The 15,920-nt window shown below is 63.9% G+C and carries 19 protein-coding genes; 2 read left to right on the plus strand and 17 right to left on the minus strand.

The genetic code is table 11. From position 1 onward, the window contains the following. Nucleotides 1–9: 9 nt before the first annotated feature. The 16 genes from K328_RS0120825 to K328_RS25275 form a co-directional block, all read right to left on the minus strand. The gene (locus K328_RS0120825; RefSeq protein ID WP_028467618.1) at nt 10–2,991 is read right to left on the minus strand and encodes a coiled-coil domain-containing protein; all 2,982 of its coding nucleotides are present in this window, start codon (nt 2,989–2,991) and stop codon (nt 10–12) included. 6 nt (nt 2,992–2,997) lie between these two features. Beyond that, nucleotides 2,998–3,300, minus strand: coding sequence for a phage tail assembly chaperone (locus K328_RS0120830; RefSeq protein ID WP_425411532.1), 303 nt, complete (start codon nt 3,298–3,300; stop codon nt 2,998–3,000). Beyond that, on the minus strand, nt 3,297–3,755 hold the full coding sequence (locus K328_RS25240; protein WP_051285324.1) for a hypothetical protein: 459 nt from the start codon (nt 3,753–3,755) through the stop codon (nt 3,297–3,299). Before K328_RS25240 ends, K328_RS0120830 begins: the two co-directional genes overlap by 4 nt. Before the next feature lie 34 nt (nt 3,756–3,789). Further along, the gene (locus K328_RS0120840; protein ID WP_028467620.1) at nt 3,790–4,959 is read right to left on the minus strand and encodes a phage tail tube protein; all 1,170 of its coding nucleotides are present in this window, start codon (nt 4,957–4,959) and stop codon (nt 3,790–3,792) included. 42 nt (nt 4,960–5,001) lie between these two features. After that, nucleotides 5,002–5,394, minus strand: coding sequence for a phage tail terminator-like protein (locus K328_RS25245; protein WP_036555285.1), 393 nt, complete (start codon nt 5,392–5,394; stop codon nt 5,002–5,004). 11 nt (nt 5,395–5,405) lie between these two features. Further along, complete coding sequence (locus tag K328_RS0120850; RefSeq protein ID WP_028467621.1) at nt 5,406–5,768, minus strand: hypothetical protein; 363 nt, start codon at nt 5,766–5,768, stop codon at nt 5,406–5,408. Next, complete coding sequence (locus K328_RS25250) at nt 5,765–6,235, minus strand: DnaT-like ssDNA-binding protein (RefSeq protein ID WP_051285326.1); 471 nt, start codon at nt 6,233–6,235, stop codon at nt 5,765–5,767. The genes K328_RS0120850 and K328_RS25250 overlap by 4 nt, the downstream gene beginning before the upstream one ends. After that, nucleotides 6,232–6,519: a hypothetical protein gene (locus K328_RS0120860; protein WP_028467622.1), complete on the minus strand. Its 288-nt coding sequence runs from the start codon at nt 6,517–6,519 to the stop codon at nt 6,232–6,234. The genes K328_RS25250 and K328_RS0120860 overlap by 4 nt, the downstream gene beginning before the upstream one ends. Nucleotides 6,520–6,629: 110 nt before the next feature. Next, entirely contained in the window at nt 6,630–7,781 is a 1,152-nt protein-coding gene (locus tag K328_RS0120865; RefSeq protein WP_028467623.1) for a major capsid protein, read from the minus strand. A gap of 127 nt (nt 7,782–7,908) precedes the next feature. After that, entirely contained in the window at nt 7,909–8,538 is a 630-nt protein-coding gene (locus K328_RS26165) for a hypothetical protein (RefSeq protein ID WP_028467624.1), read from the minus strand. An 89-nt stretch (nt 8,539–8,627) separates the two neighbouring features. After that, nucleotides 8,628–9,437, minus strand: coding sequence for a protein phosphatase CheZ (locus K328_RS26170; protein WP_156901536.1), 810 nt, complete (start codon nt 9,435–9,437; stop codon nt 8,628–8,630). 115 nt (nt 9,438–9,552) lie between these two features. After that, a complete protein-coding gene (locus tag K328_RS25265) occupies nt 9,553–10,758 on the minus strand; it encodes a DUF4055 domain-containing protein (protein ID WP_051285330.1) in 1,206 nt (401 codons plus the stop codon). Between the two features lie 23 nt (nt 10,759–10,781). Continuing rightward, nucleotides 10,782–11,483 (minus strand): hypothetical protein, encoded by a 702-nt coding sequence (locus K328_RS0120885; RefSeq protein WP_028467625.1) that lies wholly within the window; start codon nt 11,481–11,483, stop codon nt 10,782–10,784. Between the two features lie 88 nt (nt 11,484–11,571). Next, entirely contained in the window at nt 11,572–12,831 is a 1,260-nt protein-coding gene (locus K328_RS0120890) for a DNA-packaging protein (protein WP_245577621.1), read from the minus strand. Further along, nucleotides 12,797–13,279: a hypothetical protein gene (locus K328_RS25270; RefSeq protein ID WP_051285332.1), complete on the minus strand. Its 483-nt coding sequence runs from the start codon at nt 13,277–13,279 to the stop codon at nt 12,797–12,799. Before K328_RS25270 ends, K328_RS0120890 begins: the two co-directional genes overlap by 35 nt. A 203-nt stretch (nt 13,280–13,482) precedes the next feature. After that, on the minus strand, nt 13,483–13,899 hold the full coding sequence (locus tag K328_RS25275) for a DUF6362 family protein (protein WP_051285334.1): 417 nt from the start codon (nt 13,897–13,899) through the stop codon (nt 13,483–13,485). A 226-nt stretch (nt 13,900–14,125) separates the two neighbouring features. Between K328_RS25275 and K328_RS0120905 the strand changes: the two genes are divergently transcribed. Then, nucleotides 14,126–14,848 carry a S24 family peptidase gene (locus tag K328_RS0120905; protein WP_028467627.1) on the plus strand — a complete coding sequence of 241 codons (723 nt, stop codon included), beginning with the start codon at nt 14,126–14,128 and terminating at the stop codon, nt 14,846–14,848. 79 nt (nt 14,849–14,927) lie between these two features. After that, nucleotides 14,928–15,338, plus strand: a complete 411-nt coding sequence (locus K328_RS25280; RefSeq protein ID WP_051285336.1) for a YbaN family protein — start codon at nt 14,928–14,930, stop codon at nt 15,336–15,338. A gap of 21 nt (nt 15,339–15,359) precedes the next feature. Here K328_RS25280 and K328_RS25285 read toward each other — a convergent pair whose 3' ends face one another. After that, nucleotides 15,360–15,887 carry a copper chaperone PCu(A)C gene (locus K328_RS25285; protein WP_051285339.1) on the minus strand — a complete coding sequence of 176 codons (528 nt, stop codon included), beginning with the start codon at nt 15,885–15,887 and terminating at the stop codon, nt 15,360–15,362. Between the last annotated feature and the right edge of the window lie 33 nt (nt 15,888–15,920).

Below are 15,920 nucleotides of genomic sequence, written 5' to 3' on the forward strand. Positions count from 1 at the left end.
CTTGCTCCTTCAGGCTGTTTGGCGCGAGAAGGCCCGGCCAAGCACGCGGTTGAGCCGTTCGTTGTCGTCCCGCAATGCGGCGACCTCTCTGTTCAGACGCTTCATCTCCTGCACAAGCTCGCGGCTGTCAGCCCGTTGCAGGCGCAGAGCGTCCCGCGTCTCACCGCTGCCGCCGCTATCGTCGTTGGCGGGCAGACTGAGCGTGACGGGAATGGAGCGTCCGTCCGGCAGGGGCACATAGGCTTCCGGCTGGCTGCCTTCACCGAACAGGGCGACGGACACGTCGCTGGTTATGCCGCCATCGTACGGTGCGGTCTGGGCCGGGCCGTTCGCGGTCATGATCCCGCCGGTGGCGAAGCCCATGGCGGTAACCACCGCGTTCACGGCCTGATTGTCAGCCCGCAGCCGCGAGAGCTGGCCTTCACCGAACCCGCTCGGCAGGGGCAGCCCGGCGGCATCCAGCGCCGTCAGGATGGCTATGGCGCGTTCCGGGTTGTAGCCAAGATCGTATCCGGCCCCAACCGGACCGCCGCTTTCGGACAGGTATTGTCCGTCACTGTCCGCCCGGAATTCCAAAGCGCCGCCCGTGGCGCTCGGCGGGCCGAGCCGGTCGCGGATTTCGATCAGCACGTCCAGCTGGCGTTCGGCCGCCGTGACCTGGGCTTCCGTATCATGCAGCGCGGAGGCGAGCACTGCATCGACCTGATAGAAGATGTCGGTATAGGCCTGGCTGGAAGCATGAACTTCCCGTGCCAGTGTCAGATAGGTGCGGGCGCTGGCCGCCAGATCCTCCCGCGCCTCAAGATCGCCATCGGCGGAGGTGGTGGCGAGTTCTTCGAACCCGGTCCTCGCCTGTGCCAGCCGGTCCAGCGGCGATTGTGGCGAGAGGGAGCTGTCGAGAGCCAGATCCTGCCGGGTGGCGGCAAGGTTCTCCGCCAGGCGGACGAACTCTCCGACGGAGTTTTCCTGCGCCGCGATCTGCCGGTCGAGCCCAACGGTCGCCGCCTCGATACTATCGGCAAAGGTCTGGACCAGATCGCCGCTTTCGCTGAACGCAAATCCAATCCGGTCGAGTTGCGCGGTGAAGTTTGCCTCGATCTGCCCGAGGACCTCCTGATCCTGGCCGAAGCCGATCTGTTCGGCCTGTTGCAGCAGGCTGTCCCTTTCATCCAGGACCTGTTGCGCGGCCGCCCTTTCAGGAGAGAGCCCGGCATTGAGTTCTTGCAGGAAAAGGGTCCGGACTTCCGAGGTCAGTGCGTCGTTGGCGGCATTGATCTCGGCGGCGACATCAATGGTTTCAAGCCCGAGCGCTTCCAGTTCCTGATTGAGAGCTTCCAGAGCCGGAACCAGGGCGGTGATCTGGGCGGCCTGCTGTTCATACAGCAAGGCAAAGCCCTCGAGCGGCGCCGCAGTGCCAGTTAGCGAGAGCGTGTCGAGCAGATCACGGGCCATGCCCCGGACGGCGCTGCCTGCCTGGTCAAGGCGGAGATCCGCCGCTGCGTCCGGCTCTTCGTCGCCGCCGAACAGCAGGGCCGCATCTTCCATGAACGACCGGATAGGCGCGAACGCATCGCCCGCAGCGGCCCGACCGACGGCCTCAATTGCGGCACGCTGGGCCTGCAGGGAGCGGGTATAGGCATCGACACTTTCGGTACCATCCCTGAAGAGCGCGACGGTCTCCTCGAAGCTGGCGAGGAAATCGATACGGCGCAAAGAGGTCTCGAGGCTTTCGAACGGTGCCGCGAGCAGTTTTTCGATACCGGCTTCGAAAGTCTTCTGGCTGCGAGAGTCCGCCCCGGGATCGTCCGACAGCCCGGTCAGATTGCCGTCCCGCACTGCTTTGGCGAAGGACAGCTCGATAGCGCGGGCGATCAGCTCCTCTTCATCCTCGATGCCGCTGAGGTCGGCGCCGGTGGCAAAATCGCCGGTGGTCTCCAGACCGCCAACGAAATAGCCGGTTGGCAGGTTGGATTTCCGGCCGCTGGAATAGCCGATCTGCAGGAAGTTGGCGGCGTTGCCTGAAAAGGCGACTCCGAGCCGGTCCGTCATTGCATCCAGCGCCGTCAGAACCCGGTCCTGCAATTGCAGCAGATCGTCCAGCGGCCCGTCATCAAGCTCAAAGGAGCTTTCAGCGGTTGGGGTGCCGCCCTCGATGCCGATCACGGCTTTGGCGAAGGGATAGTCCTTGTCCTTGAAAAGCTCGTTCAAGCCCAGGGCTGCAACGGCGGCGATGGCACCGATCGTGCCTGCACTGCCAAGTGAAGCCATGCTGCCAAGCGAGCCTGCACTGCCGGAGAGGAGGGAGCCGCCCGCACCCGCGCCGCCCATTCCAGGCAAAAAGCTGGACAGCAGAGAGCCGCCGAGCTCGAACAGTCCGGAAAAACCGCCGCCGCCGCCTCCGAGAGAGCCGAGAATGCTGGAGGCTGCGGATGCCAGACTGCCCGCGCCGTCGCCAAGGATACCGTCCCAGTCTATTGCGGAGAGGGTCTGGTCGAGGCCGGATGCCATGTTTTGCCAGATGGAGGAGAAGGCCTCGGCACCGTTCTCTGAAATACCGGCAAAGGCCCGGTCGAAATCTTGGGCGATATCATCGGAGAGCGTACCCCATGCCGCGTCGCTGCGCCGGGCGGCATCTTCCTGGGCGGATGCGATGTTCTCCGACGCGGTCAGTTGCTCGACCATGGACTCCGTAATCAGGTCTTCCAGATGAAGCCGGTCTTCGCCGAGGGAGAGAAGATCGGCGTCGATGGAGGTGAAGGCGGCATTCTGAATGCTCGGATTTTGCACCCCAGGAGTGGGCGGCGTCAGGCTCCGGCGTTCGAACATGTCGAGCGCTGCGCCGATCCGGTCGAGAGCGCCAGTGACGCTATCGGCCAGCCGGTCGAAGGCTGATTCCGCGCGGCTGAGCACCGGCGGCATGGTGTCAATGGCCTCCAGCAGGGTGTAGATACCGGCGGCGGCACCGTCCTCGGGCAGGCGGCGGATCGGCATGGCGGATCAGTCCTTCTTGTTGGTGTGCGGGGGAGCCTGCTCCGCGCGGGTGCGGAGATAGGCCTCGTCCATGGTGCGGAGCAGGGGCACGAACTCGTCCGGGTCCGTGATGCCGAAGAGCCCGCAATAGGCGGCGATCTCGGCCAGCGGGATGGCCCCTTCCGCCGTTCCGAACGGCGTGGACACAAGCGGGCGTCCGCGCGTCAGCAAGGCGAAAGCGTGGGCCACCCGCTCAAGATCCGGAAACAGCTCCGGTTTCTCGCTGAGGGCCGATGGCGCTGTGCCGCTTTGCTCGGCGAGAAGACTCAGGAAGTCTTGCCGCCCGCCCCAGGCGACTTGCCAGCGGACGAAGGCGGCAAGTTTTTTTCCGCCTCCTCCTGATCCTGCTGACGGTAGAGCTCGATATCGGTCGCCATCTCGACGATGAGATCGCGGAAGTCGCGCAGTGCCGGGTCGAGCAGGAGTTCGCGCGCCCGGTCCGGCGAATAGGCAAGCGCTGCGCCGTCCAGGGCGAGATCCTGCCAGTCGAGCAGCACGGTTTCCGCCAGCACTTCGGCGGTCACCCGTTCCGCCGTCGCTTCCTCCAGCGTGCCTGCACGCAGGGCCCGGCGGAAAGGCTTCATCCGGCGCTGCATCGCCTCGCGATAGCGCCGGTTGCCGATCCGGGCGAGCTTGACCCGGGCGCCACTGTCGTCGCCGTCCAGTGCAACCCAGACACCTTCATCCTCAGCGGTGCGGTCGGCCTTGAATTTCGAGAGATCCATTATCTGTCCTTTGGAGATTAGGTTGTGTCTGGGGTCAGGCGGCGATGCGGTCGATCTGGAAGGTCGCGCCGGTGGCCGGATCGCGCACCGCCTGGAACTGGAAGTCGGCCATCACGTCCTGGTCCGGGCCGCCGGCGGCGATGCTGCCCCGGGTCAGCCGGACACGTGGAAGGGTGAAGACATAGGCGTTGCCGTCCGCGTCCGTGACCCGGAAGGACAGGCTGGTCGGGGTGCCGTTCAGGTATTTCTCGTAGAGCGCGCCGTCGGCGAAATAGAAGCTGGCCCGGCCCGTCACCTGGCACCGGCCGGTGCCGATATCGACATTGCCGAGACTGCCGACCGCACCGATCCCGCGCAGCCCGTTGGCGAGCGAGATCGAGAGCGATTGCAGGAAGATACCGGAGAGCGGGGCGCCGCCTTCCATCACCTGGCCGATATTGTTGACGGCGTTGAGCACCGGGTTGGTCATGGCGGGAATGGCCGCGCCGGTGCCGACCGTGGCGCTGCCGATGGAGGCGGAAGCGCCCATGAAGCCGAAGCTGCCGGTCAGCACCCGGCCGGTCTGGATCTGCAGGTCCATGGTATCGGCGACCATGCCGGTGAAGGCGATATACTGGCCGATATCGGTAAAGGCCTTTTCCAGCGTCAGCGCGGTTTCCGAGACGCCGTTGCGGATCATCGAGCCGTCCAGGCTGACGGTCAGCCCGGTCGCAGCCTCGTCATTCTGCGGAGCGGGGGACACGGTGAGACTGTTCGCGGTCACGGCACTGACCTGGTAGAGGCCGTTATTCTCGCCGCTGTTCGCCGCGAAGCCGCCGACCCGGACCCATTGTCCCGCCTTGATCCCGGCCGCCACGAAATCCGTTGAGGTACTGGTGAAAGCGCTGCCGCTCGCATCCGCCGCGATATCGTCCGCGACGGAGATGGCGAGCGGCGTGGACCAGACGGAGAACAGGGCGCTTTCGATCAGCGTGTCATAGGCGCCATAGGAAAGCTCCAGATTGACAGCGCCCGAGGCGGAGGCGCCGGTCTGGATCAGGTCCGGGACCTGACGGTCGGCCCGGACTTCGGACGAGCTGGTGGTGGCAATCGTGTAGCCGAGACTCTCGCCGGTGAAGCGAAGTTTTGTCAGGGCCGAGGCCGGGGTCGATCCCCAGAGCGATTCCTTTGCATAGGCGAGTTCCGTGCGGCTTGAATCCGCCATGGTGGTCTCCTTGGGCGTGAGGTTTGGGGTAGAGGTGAAAGATCAATGGATTTCGTCGCGCCAGAACGGAATCGCCACGGCGGCCCGGTAGGCGCCGTCGATATCCTCGTCCGCGGTGATTTCAGGCGGCAGCAGCACGTGAGCTGGGATCAGTGCGCCGTTGAACAGGGCGGCGGCGGCATCGGCGAGGGCGGTTGCCTGTTGCGCGCCGCCGCCAAGCGGGGTGAAGCAGTAGATCATGATGCGGCCCCGGTAGCGGTGCAGGGCCGGGCTGCCGAGCGCGGCCTGCTCCGATTGCTCATGCAGGATCATCAGTTTCACCCAGCGTCCGTCCTCGGGCGGGCTGAAGGCGACATTCTCGAAGGCGATCGGTGTGAGCAGCCAGTTGGCGCCGAAAAAACTCTCGACCGCACGCCGGGCACTGGTGAAGGACATGAGTTCTCTCCTTAGCGCCTGACGAGCAGGCGGAACAGCAGGGGCTCGGTGCCGGTGGCGATGGTGGTGACATTGACGACGTCATGCGCTGCACCGTCGATCCGGAGCAGGTCGCCCGGTGCGGGGCGGATGCCGGACAGATCCTCTCCGGCGACGGTGACCAGCAGGTCGCCGTTCTGCATCAGCCCGCCGACAAAGGCCGCCGAGACGCTTTCGACGATGCCCAGCAGGGGATGGTCGGACGGCGTTCCGGTGACGTTTCCTGTCGCCGGGTCATAGCTGGCCGCTTCCGTCTTGCTGAGCACCATCGGGGCGCCGTAGCGGGTGATCAAACGGGCGGCTACGCCCGAGAGAGAAGAGCCGAACGGGGTCATGCGCGTATCACCTCATGGCTGGCGGCCGGCCGCAGCAGCGGCTTCAGCAGCAGATCGATCAAGGGGTAGGACCGGCCGGACACGGCGTCGGGCATGTAATCGACCTCGACCGGGCCGACCTTTTCCCGCAGCACCTTCCCGCCCCTTTCCAGTGGCGGAGCCAGGTCGCCGGCCAGCGCGATCAGCGCCAGCTCGGCGGTGGCGTGCTCGACCCGGCGCGGGATGCCGGAAAGAGTGCGGCCCTCGCTGTCCACCGCATCCCGCCTTGGCCAGGACAACGGCTGGCCCGGATCGGCGATGCGGCCCCGAAAGGCGTAGCTGCCGTCGATATAGGCGGTGGCCTGCAACAATGCCGCCTCCCGCGCGACCGACGGCGCCGCCGCCCATCCCGACGCGTTGCGGGCGGCGAAATAGGCATCCGCATCCGCGACCGTGAGATAGGTGTCTTCGCCGACCGCGAGGCTCATTTCCGCCTCCCCCGGCGCCGCCGTTTGCCGGAAAGAACGGGTGCGGGCGGAGGCACAGGCACGGGTGGTGCCGATAGGGCCAGGACAGGTGCCGGTCCGGATTCGCAAGGTGCGGATTGGCAGGGCGGGGGTTGCACTTCCGGATCGTCGTCCGACAGCAGCCAGTTGCGGAACCGGCCGTCTTTCTCGTGGATGTAATCCGCCCGGTTCGCGAGCAGGCGCTGCTCGCCGTAGCGGTGCTGCAGCGTGACGGTTGGCAGCAGGTCGGCTTCAGGCTCGGACATGGAACGGCCCCTTCGGTCTGGCAATGCTGAATAAAAAAATGGCCCGGGCTCCGGCGGACGGAGACCCGGGCCAGGCGGGCGCAGGGAAGGTGGTGAAGGCAGGGGAGGCGCTAGCCGGCGATGCGGACGGCGAGTTCCGGGCGCACCAGTTTCACACCCCACAACACATCAAATTCCCACACGGTCTGTTTGTATTGCCGGGAGATTTCCAGTCGCAGCGAGATGCCCGTCTCGGCATCGGTCATGGACAGGATCTGGTTGCCGAGAGAGAGGTCCTGGGTGCCTGCACTGAGCGGCCGCATGGCGAGCGCGAAGGCATCCCGGTGAAAGGCCAGATTGACCACATGGCTCGGCGTAACGGTTGCCGCCGCATCGGCGGCGACGTCCGCTTTCAGAGCAGGATTGATGGCAACGGAGACGCCGATGCCATCGAGCACCGTGTCCGCTGTCACCGCGTAGCTCTGGGCGTGTCCGGCGAAGCTGACGATATCGCCCACCTTCAGGGTCGGGCTGCCGATGTCGGATTTCAGGCTGACGCTCGCCGCTCCGGTGCTCGCTACATTGGCGGTGATGGTAAAGCTGCCGCTGTCGCTGGCGGTACCGGCGGCATGGGTCAGCACGCCGTCATCGGCGTACCATTCAATGCCGAACTTGCGGCCGATCTCACCGTCGATCTTCACCGAGGCGGAGCCGACTTTCTCCGCGTCGGAGAAGGGTGCCAAGGCCAGCGCGTTGGCCTCGGCATCGAAATCCAGCACGGCCCGCCGGTCGCCGCGCGGGGCGAGCTGCTTGTTCAGCAGTTTCCGGGCGGAGGTGGCGTCGGACACGTCGGAGCCGAAAGGCGTCACGCCCGCGCCGCCGACAAGGCCGAAGACGCCTTTATATTCGGCATGGACGGAGGCATTGACCGCATTGGCCAGTGCCCGGATCGCCTCGCTCATCTGCATCGGCACGAAATTCTCGTTCCGGTCGATCTCCATCACCTCTTTATCCGTGAGGTAGAAGCCCGCCTTCTTCCACTTGTCGAGAGGTACCTGGACCTTGGAGATAGTGATGTCGTCCGGCTGCGGGGCGGTGTTGGACGGGGTGACGTCGCTTGCCGTGATGGCGCTCGGCAGGGGCACGTCCACCGTGTCGCCCTTGCGGGCGGCGTCGTTCGAATAGTCCGCGTTCACCAGCCGGGGCATGATCGCCTGCTCGCGCAGGGCCAGCAGGCCGCGGGCCAGGATTTTCGGCATGATTTCGGTCATGGCGTTTGCCATTTCGAAGGCTCCTCGATGTGTGAAAAAGGCATGTTGATGCCGTGCCGCTCGGCCCGCGCGCAGCACAAAGCGCCGCCGGCCATCCCGGCCGCCGGTTATGTCAGGTCATAACGTTAAGTGATTGGTGTTAGCGGGAGACCCGCACCCGGCCGCTGGCGATGGCGGCGATGTTGCGGTCGAGCGCGTTCTGGTCGCTCATCGCGATGACATTCTCGTTGCCGCCTGCCTGGCCAAGGCTGGGGGCACCGCTGCCGCCACGAGCGGGCAGCTCGAAGGCCCGGCCATAAACCGGGCTGGCCTGCAACTCGCGCACCAGATCGCGCGGGGTGAGCGGGGTGCCGTCTTCGGGGTTCTCCGCCGGGGCATCGCCCTCGCCCCGGATCGTTACGGAGATACCGGCCTCGCTCTCGGCCAGGATCAGCCGGGGTACGATGACCGGCAGAAGCAGCTCGGCGATGCCGTGCTCGGCATGGATCGCAGCGCGGGCCTCGGCGGCAATCAGCGCTGCTTCCAGTTTTACCTGGGTTAGGGACGCTTCGCCTTCCTGTCCCGCGCGCTGTTCGCTCCCCAGACGGTCGAGTTCTGCTTTCAACTCCCGCCGGGCGGCACGTTCCTTTTCCAGTGCGGATTTCAGGCCGGAGACATCTTCCACGCCGTCGGCATCGAGGCGGTAACGGCCATCGTCCGTTTCGACATAGAAGGCGCGGGCCGCTTCCGGGACGGCGTCGAGAGAGTCTGTTTCGGCGGGCAAGGGCATGGCTGTACTCCAGTGGCGAAAACAAAGGGCTGAAACGAAAAACGCCCCGCTGAGCGGGGCGTTTTGGAAAAGTCCTGGAAGGAAAAGCGTCAGTCGAACAGGGCGTCGATTTCGTCCTGCGAGATCGCCTGGCCTTCCGCCATCGGGCCGCTCAGGGTCAGATCCTCGTCCTTGCGGGTAATGTCTTCCGGCAATGGCATGGTCTGGAATTCGCGGATATCCCAGGTCGCCATCATCGCGTCGACCCGTTCCTCGATGTAATTGAGAACCTTGATCACCTTGTTGATGCGCTGGCCGGTCAGATCCTGGAAGTTACAGGCTTCGTATATCCCCGTGATCAGATCCGCGATGTCGCCAAGGCGTGAGTTCGCGTATTCGTCCTGGGTGACCGTCAAAAGATCGGCGACGACTTCCTCGATTCTCTCGGCGGAGTTCATGATCCCGTCGGTCGCGGTCTCGGTCTGGCGCACGATCTCGCTGAGCTCCTCCGTCGCCGACTCGAACTTGTCCTCGTTCGAGAGTGGATGGCGCAGAGCGGCGATTTCGACCTTGGTGGCCTGGATACGACCGGCGATCTCGGCGATCTCGGTCCGGATCTCGTCGATCTTCTGGTCCTGCTGACCGACATTGGCTGCAGCCGTTGCCGCTGCGGATTCTGCTGCTGCGGTATCTGACGCCGCAGGCCGGTGCCCATCGATCTTGCGTTCCAGATCGCGGATCGCATTCATGACTTCGGACAGATCGACCTCGGCGGCGGTGACGACACTCTCGGCAACCAGCGCATTCCTGGCGCCATTGGTGTTTTTGCCGCTGAGATTGCTTTTGGCACCATTCTTCGCACCCGCATTGGGTGCGCGGCGCGATTCGATGCTGTACGGCGTTTTCATATACCTAGGCAAAGCGCTACTCCTCTAACTCGCCCAAGTAATACCCGAATGAGGTTATCAATCGGTAAAGACGATTTCATTGCAGGGCAATGCCACTGCAATCAATGGGTTGCAACGGGTTTCCTGATCAACTGGTCGGGAGATCGGACGATTCCTTGCCATGCAGTGCGACCCGTCCCGCCTCGCTCCTTGGAACGCCGAGCCAGTCCGCCATAAAGCCGAATGCGGTGGTCAACCCGTCCTCGACGGCATGAATCAGGCCGAGCAGGGATGTGGTGTTTTCCGCCGCGTCGATGGCCCGCGCCGTCGCCGTTGTCGATCCGGCCCCGCCGCGCCGGGTCATGAGATCGAGACCCATGACCGCCATGCGATCCTCCAGATCGATCAGGTCCTGCCGGCCGGCGGCGATGGCGGCGCCGCTATGCTCGACAAAGCGCAGGTCCGCGCTTTCTCCTTCGCCGGTGACGATCCGGTTGGGCCCAAGCGCCAGGCCGTCCTCGGGCAGGGTCAGATTGCGCCCGAACAGGATCGGTACCCGGGCCACATGCAGGATGTGGCGCTGATCGCTTGCCGATTGCCAGTGCGCCAGATTGAGCCAGGCCAGATCCATCAGCGGCGGGTGGGCCGTCATGAAGCCTGCCCGGTTGGCATAGATGGTGACCAGCGGGATGCAGTCGAGGCTGCTGTCCCCGGCATCGTCACGATGCCAGGGGCCGTGACCGTCGACACCGCGCCGCCAGATTTCAAAGCGGCCGGGATAGAGCACCCGGATCTGGCGTTCGGTCTTGTCTTCCCATGTGCCGGACGTCCGGTTGACGGTCTCGCGGATGCGGACCCGCGTCAGGGCGCTGCCGATGCCGCTCTCCTGACCGCGCCAGCCGATCAGGTCCGGCGCCTGTATATGAACGAGATAGGGCCGGGCGGTATCCTTTCCGCCCTCCCCGATCCGGGGATGGTCGACCAGGATATGCGTGAGGCCATCGGTCAATGCAGCCTGCATCACATCGCGGGCGAACACCGTGAGGTTGCGGCCGCCCAGATCGACATTGTCCGTCAGCGCCGTCAGGGCGTCGGGCGGCGTGCCGGTCAGACTGGCAGGCCGGTGGAACGGTTTTCCGAGCAGGGTCTGGATCGTGCGCTGCAATCCGTTGAACAGCACGCTCCGGTTCAGCCGGATTGTATAGGCTTCTCGTGTCTCTCCGGGCTCCCGGGGCAGCCATTTTTCTCCGCGCTGCCGCATGATGCGGGTGCCGCCGAGCAGGTCGTGGATCAGCTCCCAATCGGTGGCCATATCCTGATAGGCGGCATTCGGTGTTGCGACGTCGGAACTCATTTTTTGGCCTTTCTGCGGTATACTTATCCGTCATGCCTGAGCCAAAGTTCCCGGCAGCCGGCATAGTCTATCTGTTCCGGCGTCAGCCCCCCGACAGGTCGGGTTTCCGCTGCGACGAGGGACCAGATGGCGTCTGGAACCGGGCTGTGCGGCTGCTCCGAGGACGTCAGCCGTCCTTGTTCGGTCAGCCATTTCAGGCCGTGAAAATGGACCCGGACACGCTGTGTTCCGGTACTGCGGTCTTCCGGTACCGGAAACCTGATCAGGAAGCGGTGCCTGTCGAAGACCCGTTCGGCCAGGGCTGCCAGCCGCCGGCCCAGGACGGCATTGCCCTGGTAGCCCAGGCTGCGCAGTTTCGTGGTCATCACCCCCAGGACCTGCTCGCTGCAGCGGGGCGGAACATACAGAGTAGGGGTGCCGGTCACGGCGTGCAGACCGGCGAGGACAGGGGCCGTTGTTTCCCGCAGGCACTGGAATGTCACGGAGGCCGGCGAGATCACCGCGCGGATATCGTCACCGGCGTCGTCGAGCAGGCCGAACTCCTCCTGAAAACGGTTGATGGCATCCAGCAGCGCATCGCTGGCGAAGCCATCGATCCCGCCTGGCCAGTAGGGTTGTCCGAACAGGTCCTTGATATGGGCGAGCAGGGCCTGAACGAGAGCTATATCGTGCGGTTGCCCGGTGCCGGGCCCGACGCTTGTTTCGAGGTACGTGATTACAGGCATCTCCCACCTCCCCAAGTGGCTGGCCTCAAGTGGTTGGCCTCAAGTGGCTGGCCCAAAGGCCAAGCGTTCAGGTTCGGTTCGATTGGGCTCAAACCAGGAATTGCCCGGTCTGAGTCCGGTTTCGGCTCAACAAGAGCTCCGTCAGGGCCCAGACAAGCGCATCCACCCGGTCGGGTGAGCCATTGCCGCCCGAAGCCCCGGTGAAGCTGCACATCTGATCCTCAAGCAAATCAAGGCGGCCGATATGATGGACGCGGCCCTGTTCGTAGAGGGCCGCAACCGGCTCGGCCCGGGTCTGTTTGCCGCGGCTGGCACGCACCAGGCGCAGCGGTACGGACGGATCGACACTGCGCAGCACCTGCTCCACCATGTCTCCGCCCTGATTGACCTCGGCGACGATGCGATCCGCTGCATGCCGGTGATAGGCGTCGATGGCGCGGGCCGCCCAGTCGTTCGGGGCAAGCCGTCCGGAAAGATCCTCCAGGACAAAAGCGGTCTCGGCGGCGCGACCGGCGACCAGGATGCCGGTCTCGTTCGAGGCGGAATGGTGGCTTGCCGCCGGATCGATCGCGACCACGATGCGGTCCAGAGCGGGTTGTTCTCCCGGGGCCAAGCGGGCGGCTTCCAGCCGCTCCCGGCGCCACAGTGCACCCGGCACATCGGTCAGGAATTCACCGTCGAGTTCCTGCCGTCCAAGCCGGGTGCCGCCATAGGCACTTTCCATGGCGGCCAGGAAACCCGGGGCAAGGTTGAGACGGTTCTCCGTGCTGCGGCCCCGGGTCAGCATTGTGCCGTCAGCCTCCGCGATACGCTTCAGCCAGTCCTTCGGACGCGGTGTCGTGGTTGCAATGCATTGCGGTCGGGTGCCGAGCCGCAGGGCCATCATCAGGTTGTGCCAGGCTTCGGGCTGGGGCCAGGCGGCAATTTCGTCGGCCCAGGCCATGTCGAACTGATGTCCGCGCACCTGGTCCGGATCGTCGGCCGAGAGCAAGGTCGCGATGCTGCCGGACTTCCAGGTCAACCGGCGCTTCGATGGCTCGTAGTGTGGCCGTTCCCATGGCGGGGCAATGGCCAGCAGGCCGCTTTCGCCTTCGACCATGACGTCGCGGACATCGCCGGCGGTCGCCCCAATGACGGCTGCGCGCTGGCAGCGGCCGCTTTCGAGCGCGGCTCTGATCCATTCAGAGCCGGTTCGGGTTTTCCCGAAACCGCGGCCCGCCAGGATCAGCCAGACACGCCAATCTCCGGCCGGCGGCAATTGTTTTTCGCGCGCCCAGAACGACCAGTCGTACAGCAGAAGGGCGGCTTCGGCGTCACTGATCCCGCTCAGGAACCGGGTCCGTTCCATCGGACTCATCATCCGGTAGGGTTGCGGGTGGAGAGAGGGCTTTGAGGCGGGCGGCGAGTTTTTCCTTGGCTCCCTTGAGGTGGCGCTCGAGGTCTTCTGATCCGGCATCTCGGCCCTCCCGGAAAGTTTCCGGGCGGTGTGCCCGCAATAGGAACATCAGGAGCGAGTCGGAGTACTTCCGGACCGTCCCGCAGATCCTGCCCTGATGGAAACGCGGTTGTTCCACGCCCTCGACGGCCCGGCTTCGGGCCTCGGCCTCAAGCAGGTCGACGGCCATGTCCAGTGCGTCGTCCCAGGCGTCGGCGAAGGCCTGATCCTGACGTCTTATCTGATAGGCATTACTGCGATCGAGCCGCGCCTTGCGGGCGGCTTCACTGACATTTCCGGTTTCGGCGAGAGCTTTCAGAAAATGCCGCTTCTTGCGTGTCCGGGCTGCGGATTCGGCCATGCGTTTCACCCAATAAAAAAGGCGCCCTGCGGGGTGTTCCCACAAGGCGCCGACGATAGAATAGTATTTAGCCGATTTTATAAACCTTGTAAAGCGGTTTTTTCCGATAGAGCGTCATTTGTATGTATGTTGACTTAGAGGATATTCGTAATTAATCCATTAAAATCAACATATTGATGTTTCTATTAATCGGAAAAAACCGATTAATCGGGCCTGCGAAAAACGTGCGGCGGGGGTGTTTTCCGAAGCCGGTCGCGGATTGCGGCCAGTCCCCGGTCCTCTATCCGGCGCAGCGTGACGTGACTGCGCCCGTCAATATCCTCCAGTTTTCGCCAGGCGACACCGCAAGCCCGGGCCCAGACCACGATCCGTTGCTCCTGATCGCAGGCGAACATCCAGCCGAGGCTTTCATCAAGCCGGTCGATGGCCGCCGGGCTTGGTGATGCCGGCCGTGTTCTCCCCGGCGCCAATTCATGCGCAAAGCTGTTTTGCGCCACATCCGGCCATCCTGTGAGCCGGGCTTTGCCATATGCCCGTGGCAATCGGTGCAAAGTGTCCGCTGCTTCTTTCAGGTAGTGTTTGATCCATTTTGGATCCGGCACAATCTGCGTGCTCGTCATTGACTCCCTCCAATCGGAACCGATCAGCGTCGCGATGAACAGGCGTCGTTAAACGTGTAGGCGTGGCTTTTCTGCGCTGAAAGCGTTAAGTTGCGACGAGATCGGATTTTCCCGGTCAAAAAATTCCTTTGCCACTGACGCTTAGGTTGTTCTAGGCGAAAGATTAAAATTCGGCAATAGGAAAAAAACTCTTGATCATCCGATTGTGGAAGTTTAGGTTCCGGTTATGAAGCTCGATCTCCAGCGAAAGCGCATCCTGGAATTGGTGGCGCATCGTGATCCGCCGACGGATCTGAAGAAGGCCTCGCTGGCTTGTGGCAAGAATCACGCCTACTTGCATCAATTCATCAATCGCGGAACGCCACGGAAGTTGCCGGAAGACGTGCGATATGCGCTGGCCCGGCATCTCGGCGTCGACGAGGCTGTTCTGCGGCCGGAGCAGGGGTCGGTTTCTCCGCCTTCTCCGGCGCGCCGAATCGGCCCTTCAGCGATCATGCCGCCTTTTTCCGGCTCCGGGTCTGTCGATCCGGCGGGAGTCGTCGCGGTTCCGGAAGTCCGGATTTCCGCGTCGGCCGGTGGCGGCGCCAATCTCGAACAGGAGCCGGGCGGCAACGACTGGTATTTCGACGCGGGCTGGCTTCGGTACGAGCTGCGGGCATCGGCCCGGGATCTCCGGGTGATTTCCATCGACGGCGATTCCATGGAGCCGGTGCTGTATTCCGGCGACAAGGTGATGATCGATCTCAGCCGCACCGCCCCTTCGCCGCCGGGCATTTTCGTGCTGCATGACGGCATTGGCCTGGTTGCCAAGCAGCTCGAATATATTCCCAACAGCGACCCGCCACGGGTGCTGATCCGCTCGGAAAGCCCGCGATATCAGGATTACGAACGGACGATTGAAGAAGTGAATATCGTCGGCCGCGTGATATGGTTCGCCCGGCGCCTCTAGGAAAATGCCAGGCCCGAACTAATTTTTAACGGATCGGTACCATAATCGGCGCGCGAGCCAGAACGCGCGGAGACGAGAGTTGAGCGAAACCCCGAAAACCATATGCGACCCTTGGCGCTATGTGCTGCTTTGCGTCGGCATGCTGTGCACAGTGCTGGGTGTTGCCGGTATCGTGCTGCCGGGATTGCCGGGGACGCTGTTTCTGCTGATTGCGGTCTGGGCTTTTTCCCGCTCTTCCGAACGGTTCCATCTCTGGCTCTACAACCATCCGCATTTCGGCAGCGGCGTGCGCGCCTGGCATGAGCATGGGGTGATCCCGCCGCGGGCCAAGATCGCCGCCGTGACGATGATCGGCTTTTCCTTCGCGCTGCTCTGGGGCTTTGTGCTGGAGGACTGGCGATTGGCGGCGGCGACCGGTGTCACTCTGGCGCTTGTCGCGACCTGGATCGCGACCCGTCCGGGAACGATCAGGCAGGAAGATCCCGCCTGACCACTTTCCGAATGGGGAAGATCAGTTCTTTTTGACGCCGTGGCCGTGTTTCATGCCGTGCTTCATGGCGTTGTTACCGGCGCCTGCGCCAACGGACTGGACCATCACCTTGACTGTCACGGTGCCGGATTTTTCGAAGGTCAGCGTTAGCGGAAACATTTCGCCTTCCACCAGCGGTGCCTTCAGGCCGATCATCATGACGTGAAAGCTACCGGGTTGCAGCATCGCATGGCCGTGCGCCGGGACCGTGATAGGGCCGCTCGGCCGCATTTTCATCACCCCGTTCTCATGCAGATGGGTGTGCAGCTCGACCCGGCTGGCAACGTCGCCGGACGCTGCCATCAGGCGGTCATCCGTCCCGCCGTGATTTTCCAATTTCATGAAGGCGGCGCCGTTCTTGGCGCGGCCGGGTGTGGCCCGGGCCCAGGGATGTTCGACCGTGATGTCGCCCACCTTGAACTCTTCGGCTGAGGCAATGCCGCCGAACAGGGGCAGGGTCACGATGGCGAGTGCGGCGAACCGCGTGGCGATTTTTGCAAACTGGATCATTGATCTGTCTTTCAATTTTTGGGGCGCGGCGGC

Source organism: Nisaea denitrificans DSM 18348, from assembly GCF_000426505.1.
In the GTDB taxonomy this organism is placed as follows: domain Bacteria; phylum Pseudomonadota; class Alphaproteobacteria; order Thalassobaculales; family Thalassobaculaceae; genus Nisaea; species Nisaea denitrificans.

Excerpts from the sequence above, each read along its gene's own strand:
- K328_RS0120825 (WP_028467618.1), bottom strand. The coding sequence starts at position 2,991 with ATGCCGATCCGCCGCCTGCCCGAGGACGGTGCCGCCGCCGGTATCTAC.
- K328_RS25240 (WP_051285324.1), bottom strand. The coding sequence starts at position 3,755 with ATGGATCTCTCGAAATTCAAGGCCGACCGCACCGCTGAGGATGAAGGT.
- K328_RS0120840 (WP_028467620.1), bottom strand. The coding sequence starts at position 4,959 with ATGGCGGATTCAAGCCGCACGGAACTCGCCTATGCAAAGGAATCGCTC.
- K328_RS25245 (WP_036555285.1), bottom strand. The coding sequence starts at position 5,394 with ATGTCCTTCACCAGTGCCCGGCGTGCGGTCGAGAGTTTTTTCGGCGCC.
- K328_RS0120850 (WP_028467621.1), bottom strand. The coding sequence starts at position 5,768 with ATGACCCCGTTCGGCTCTTCTCTCTCGGGCGTAGCCGCCCGTTTGATC.
- K328_RS25250 (WP_051285326.1), bottom strand. The coding sequence starts at position 6,235 with ATGAGCCTCGCGGTCGGCGAAGACACCTATCTCACGGTCGCGGATGCG.
- K328_RS0120860 (WP_028467622.1), bottom strand. The coding sequence starts at position 6,519 with ATGTCCGAGCCTGAAGCCGACCTGCTGCCAACCGTCACGCTGCAGCAC.
- K328_RS0120865 (WP_028467623.1), bottom strand. The coding sequence starts at position 7,781 with ATGGCAAACGCCATGACCGAAATCATGCCGAAAATCCTGGCCCGCGGC.
- K328_RS26165 (WP_028467624.1), bottom strand. The coding sequence starts at position 8,538 with ATGCCCTTGCCCGCCGAAACAGACTCTCTCGACGCCGTCCCGGAAGCG.
- K328_RS25265 (WP_051285330.1), bottom strand. The coding sequence starts at position 10,758 with ATGAGTTCCGACGTCGCAACACCGAATGCCGCCTATCAGGATATGGCC.
- K328_RS0120885 (WP_028467625.1), bottom strand. The coding sequence starts at position 11,483 with ATGCCTGTAATCACGTACCTCGAAACAAGCGTCGGGCCCGGCACCGGG.
- K328_RS0120890 (WP_245577621.1), bottom strand. The coding sequence starts at position 12,831 with ATGGAACGGACCCGGTTCCTGAGCGGGATCAGTGACGCCGAAGCCGCC.
- K328_RS25270 (WP_051285332.1), bottom strand. The coding sequence starts at position 13,279 with ATGGCCGAATCCGCAGCCCGGACACGCAAGAAGCGGCATTTTCTGAAA.
- K328_RS25275 (WP_051285334.1), bottom strand. The coding sequence starts at position 13,899 with ATGACGAGCACGCAGATTGTGCCGGATCCAAAATGGATCAAACACTAC.
- K328_RS0120905 (WP_028467627.1), top strand. The coding sequence starts at position 14,126 with ATGAAGCTCGATCTCCAGCGAAAGCGCATCCTGGAATTGGTGGCGCAT.
- K328_RS25285 (WP_051285339.1), bottom strand. The coding sequence starts at position 15,887 with ATGATCCAGTTTGCAAAAATCGCCACGCGGTTCGCCGCACTCGCCATC.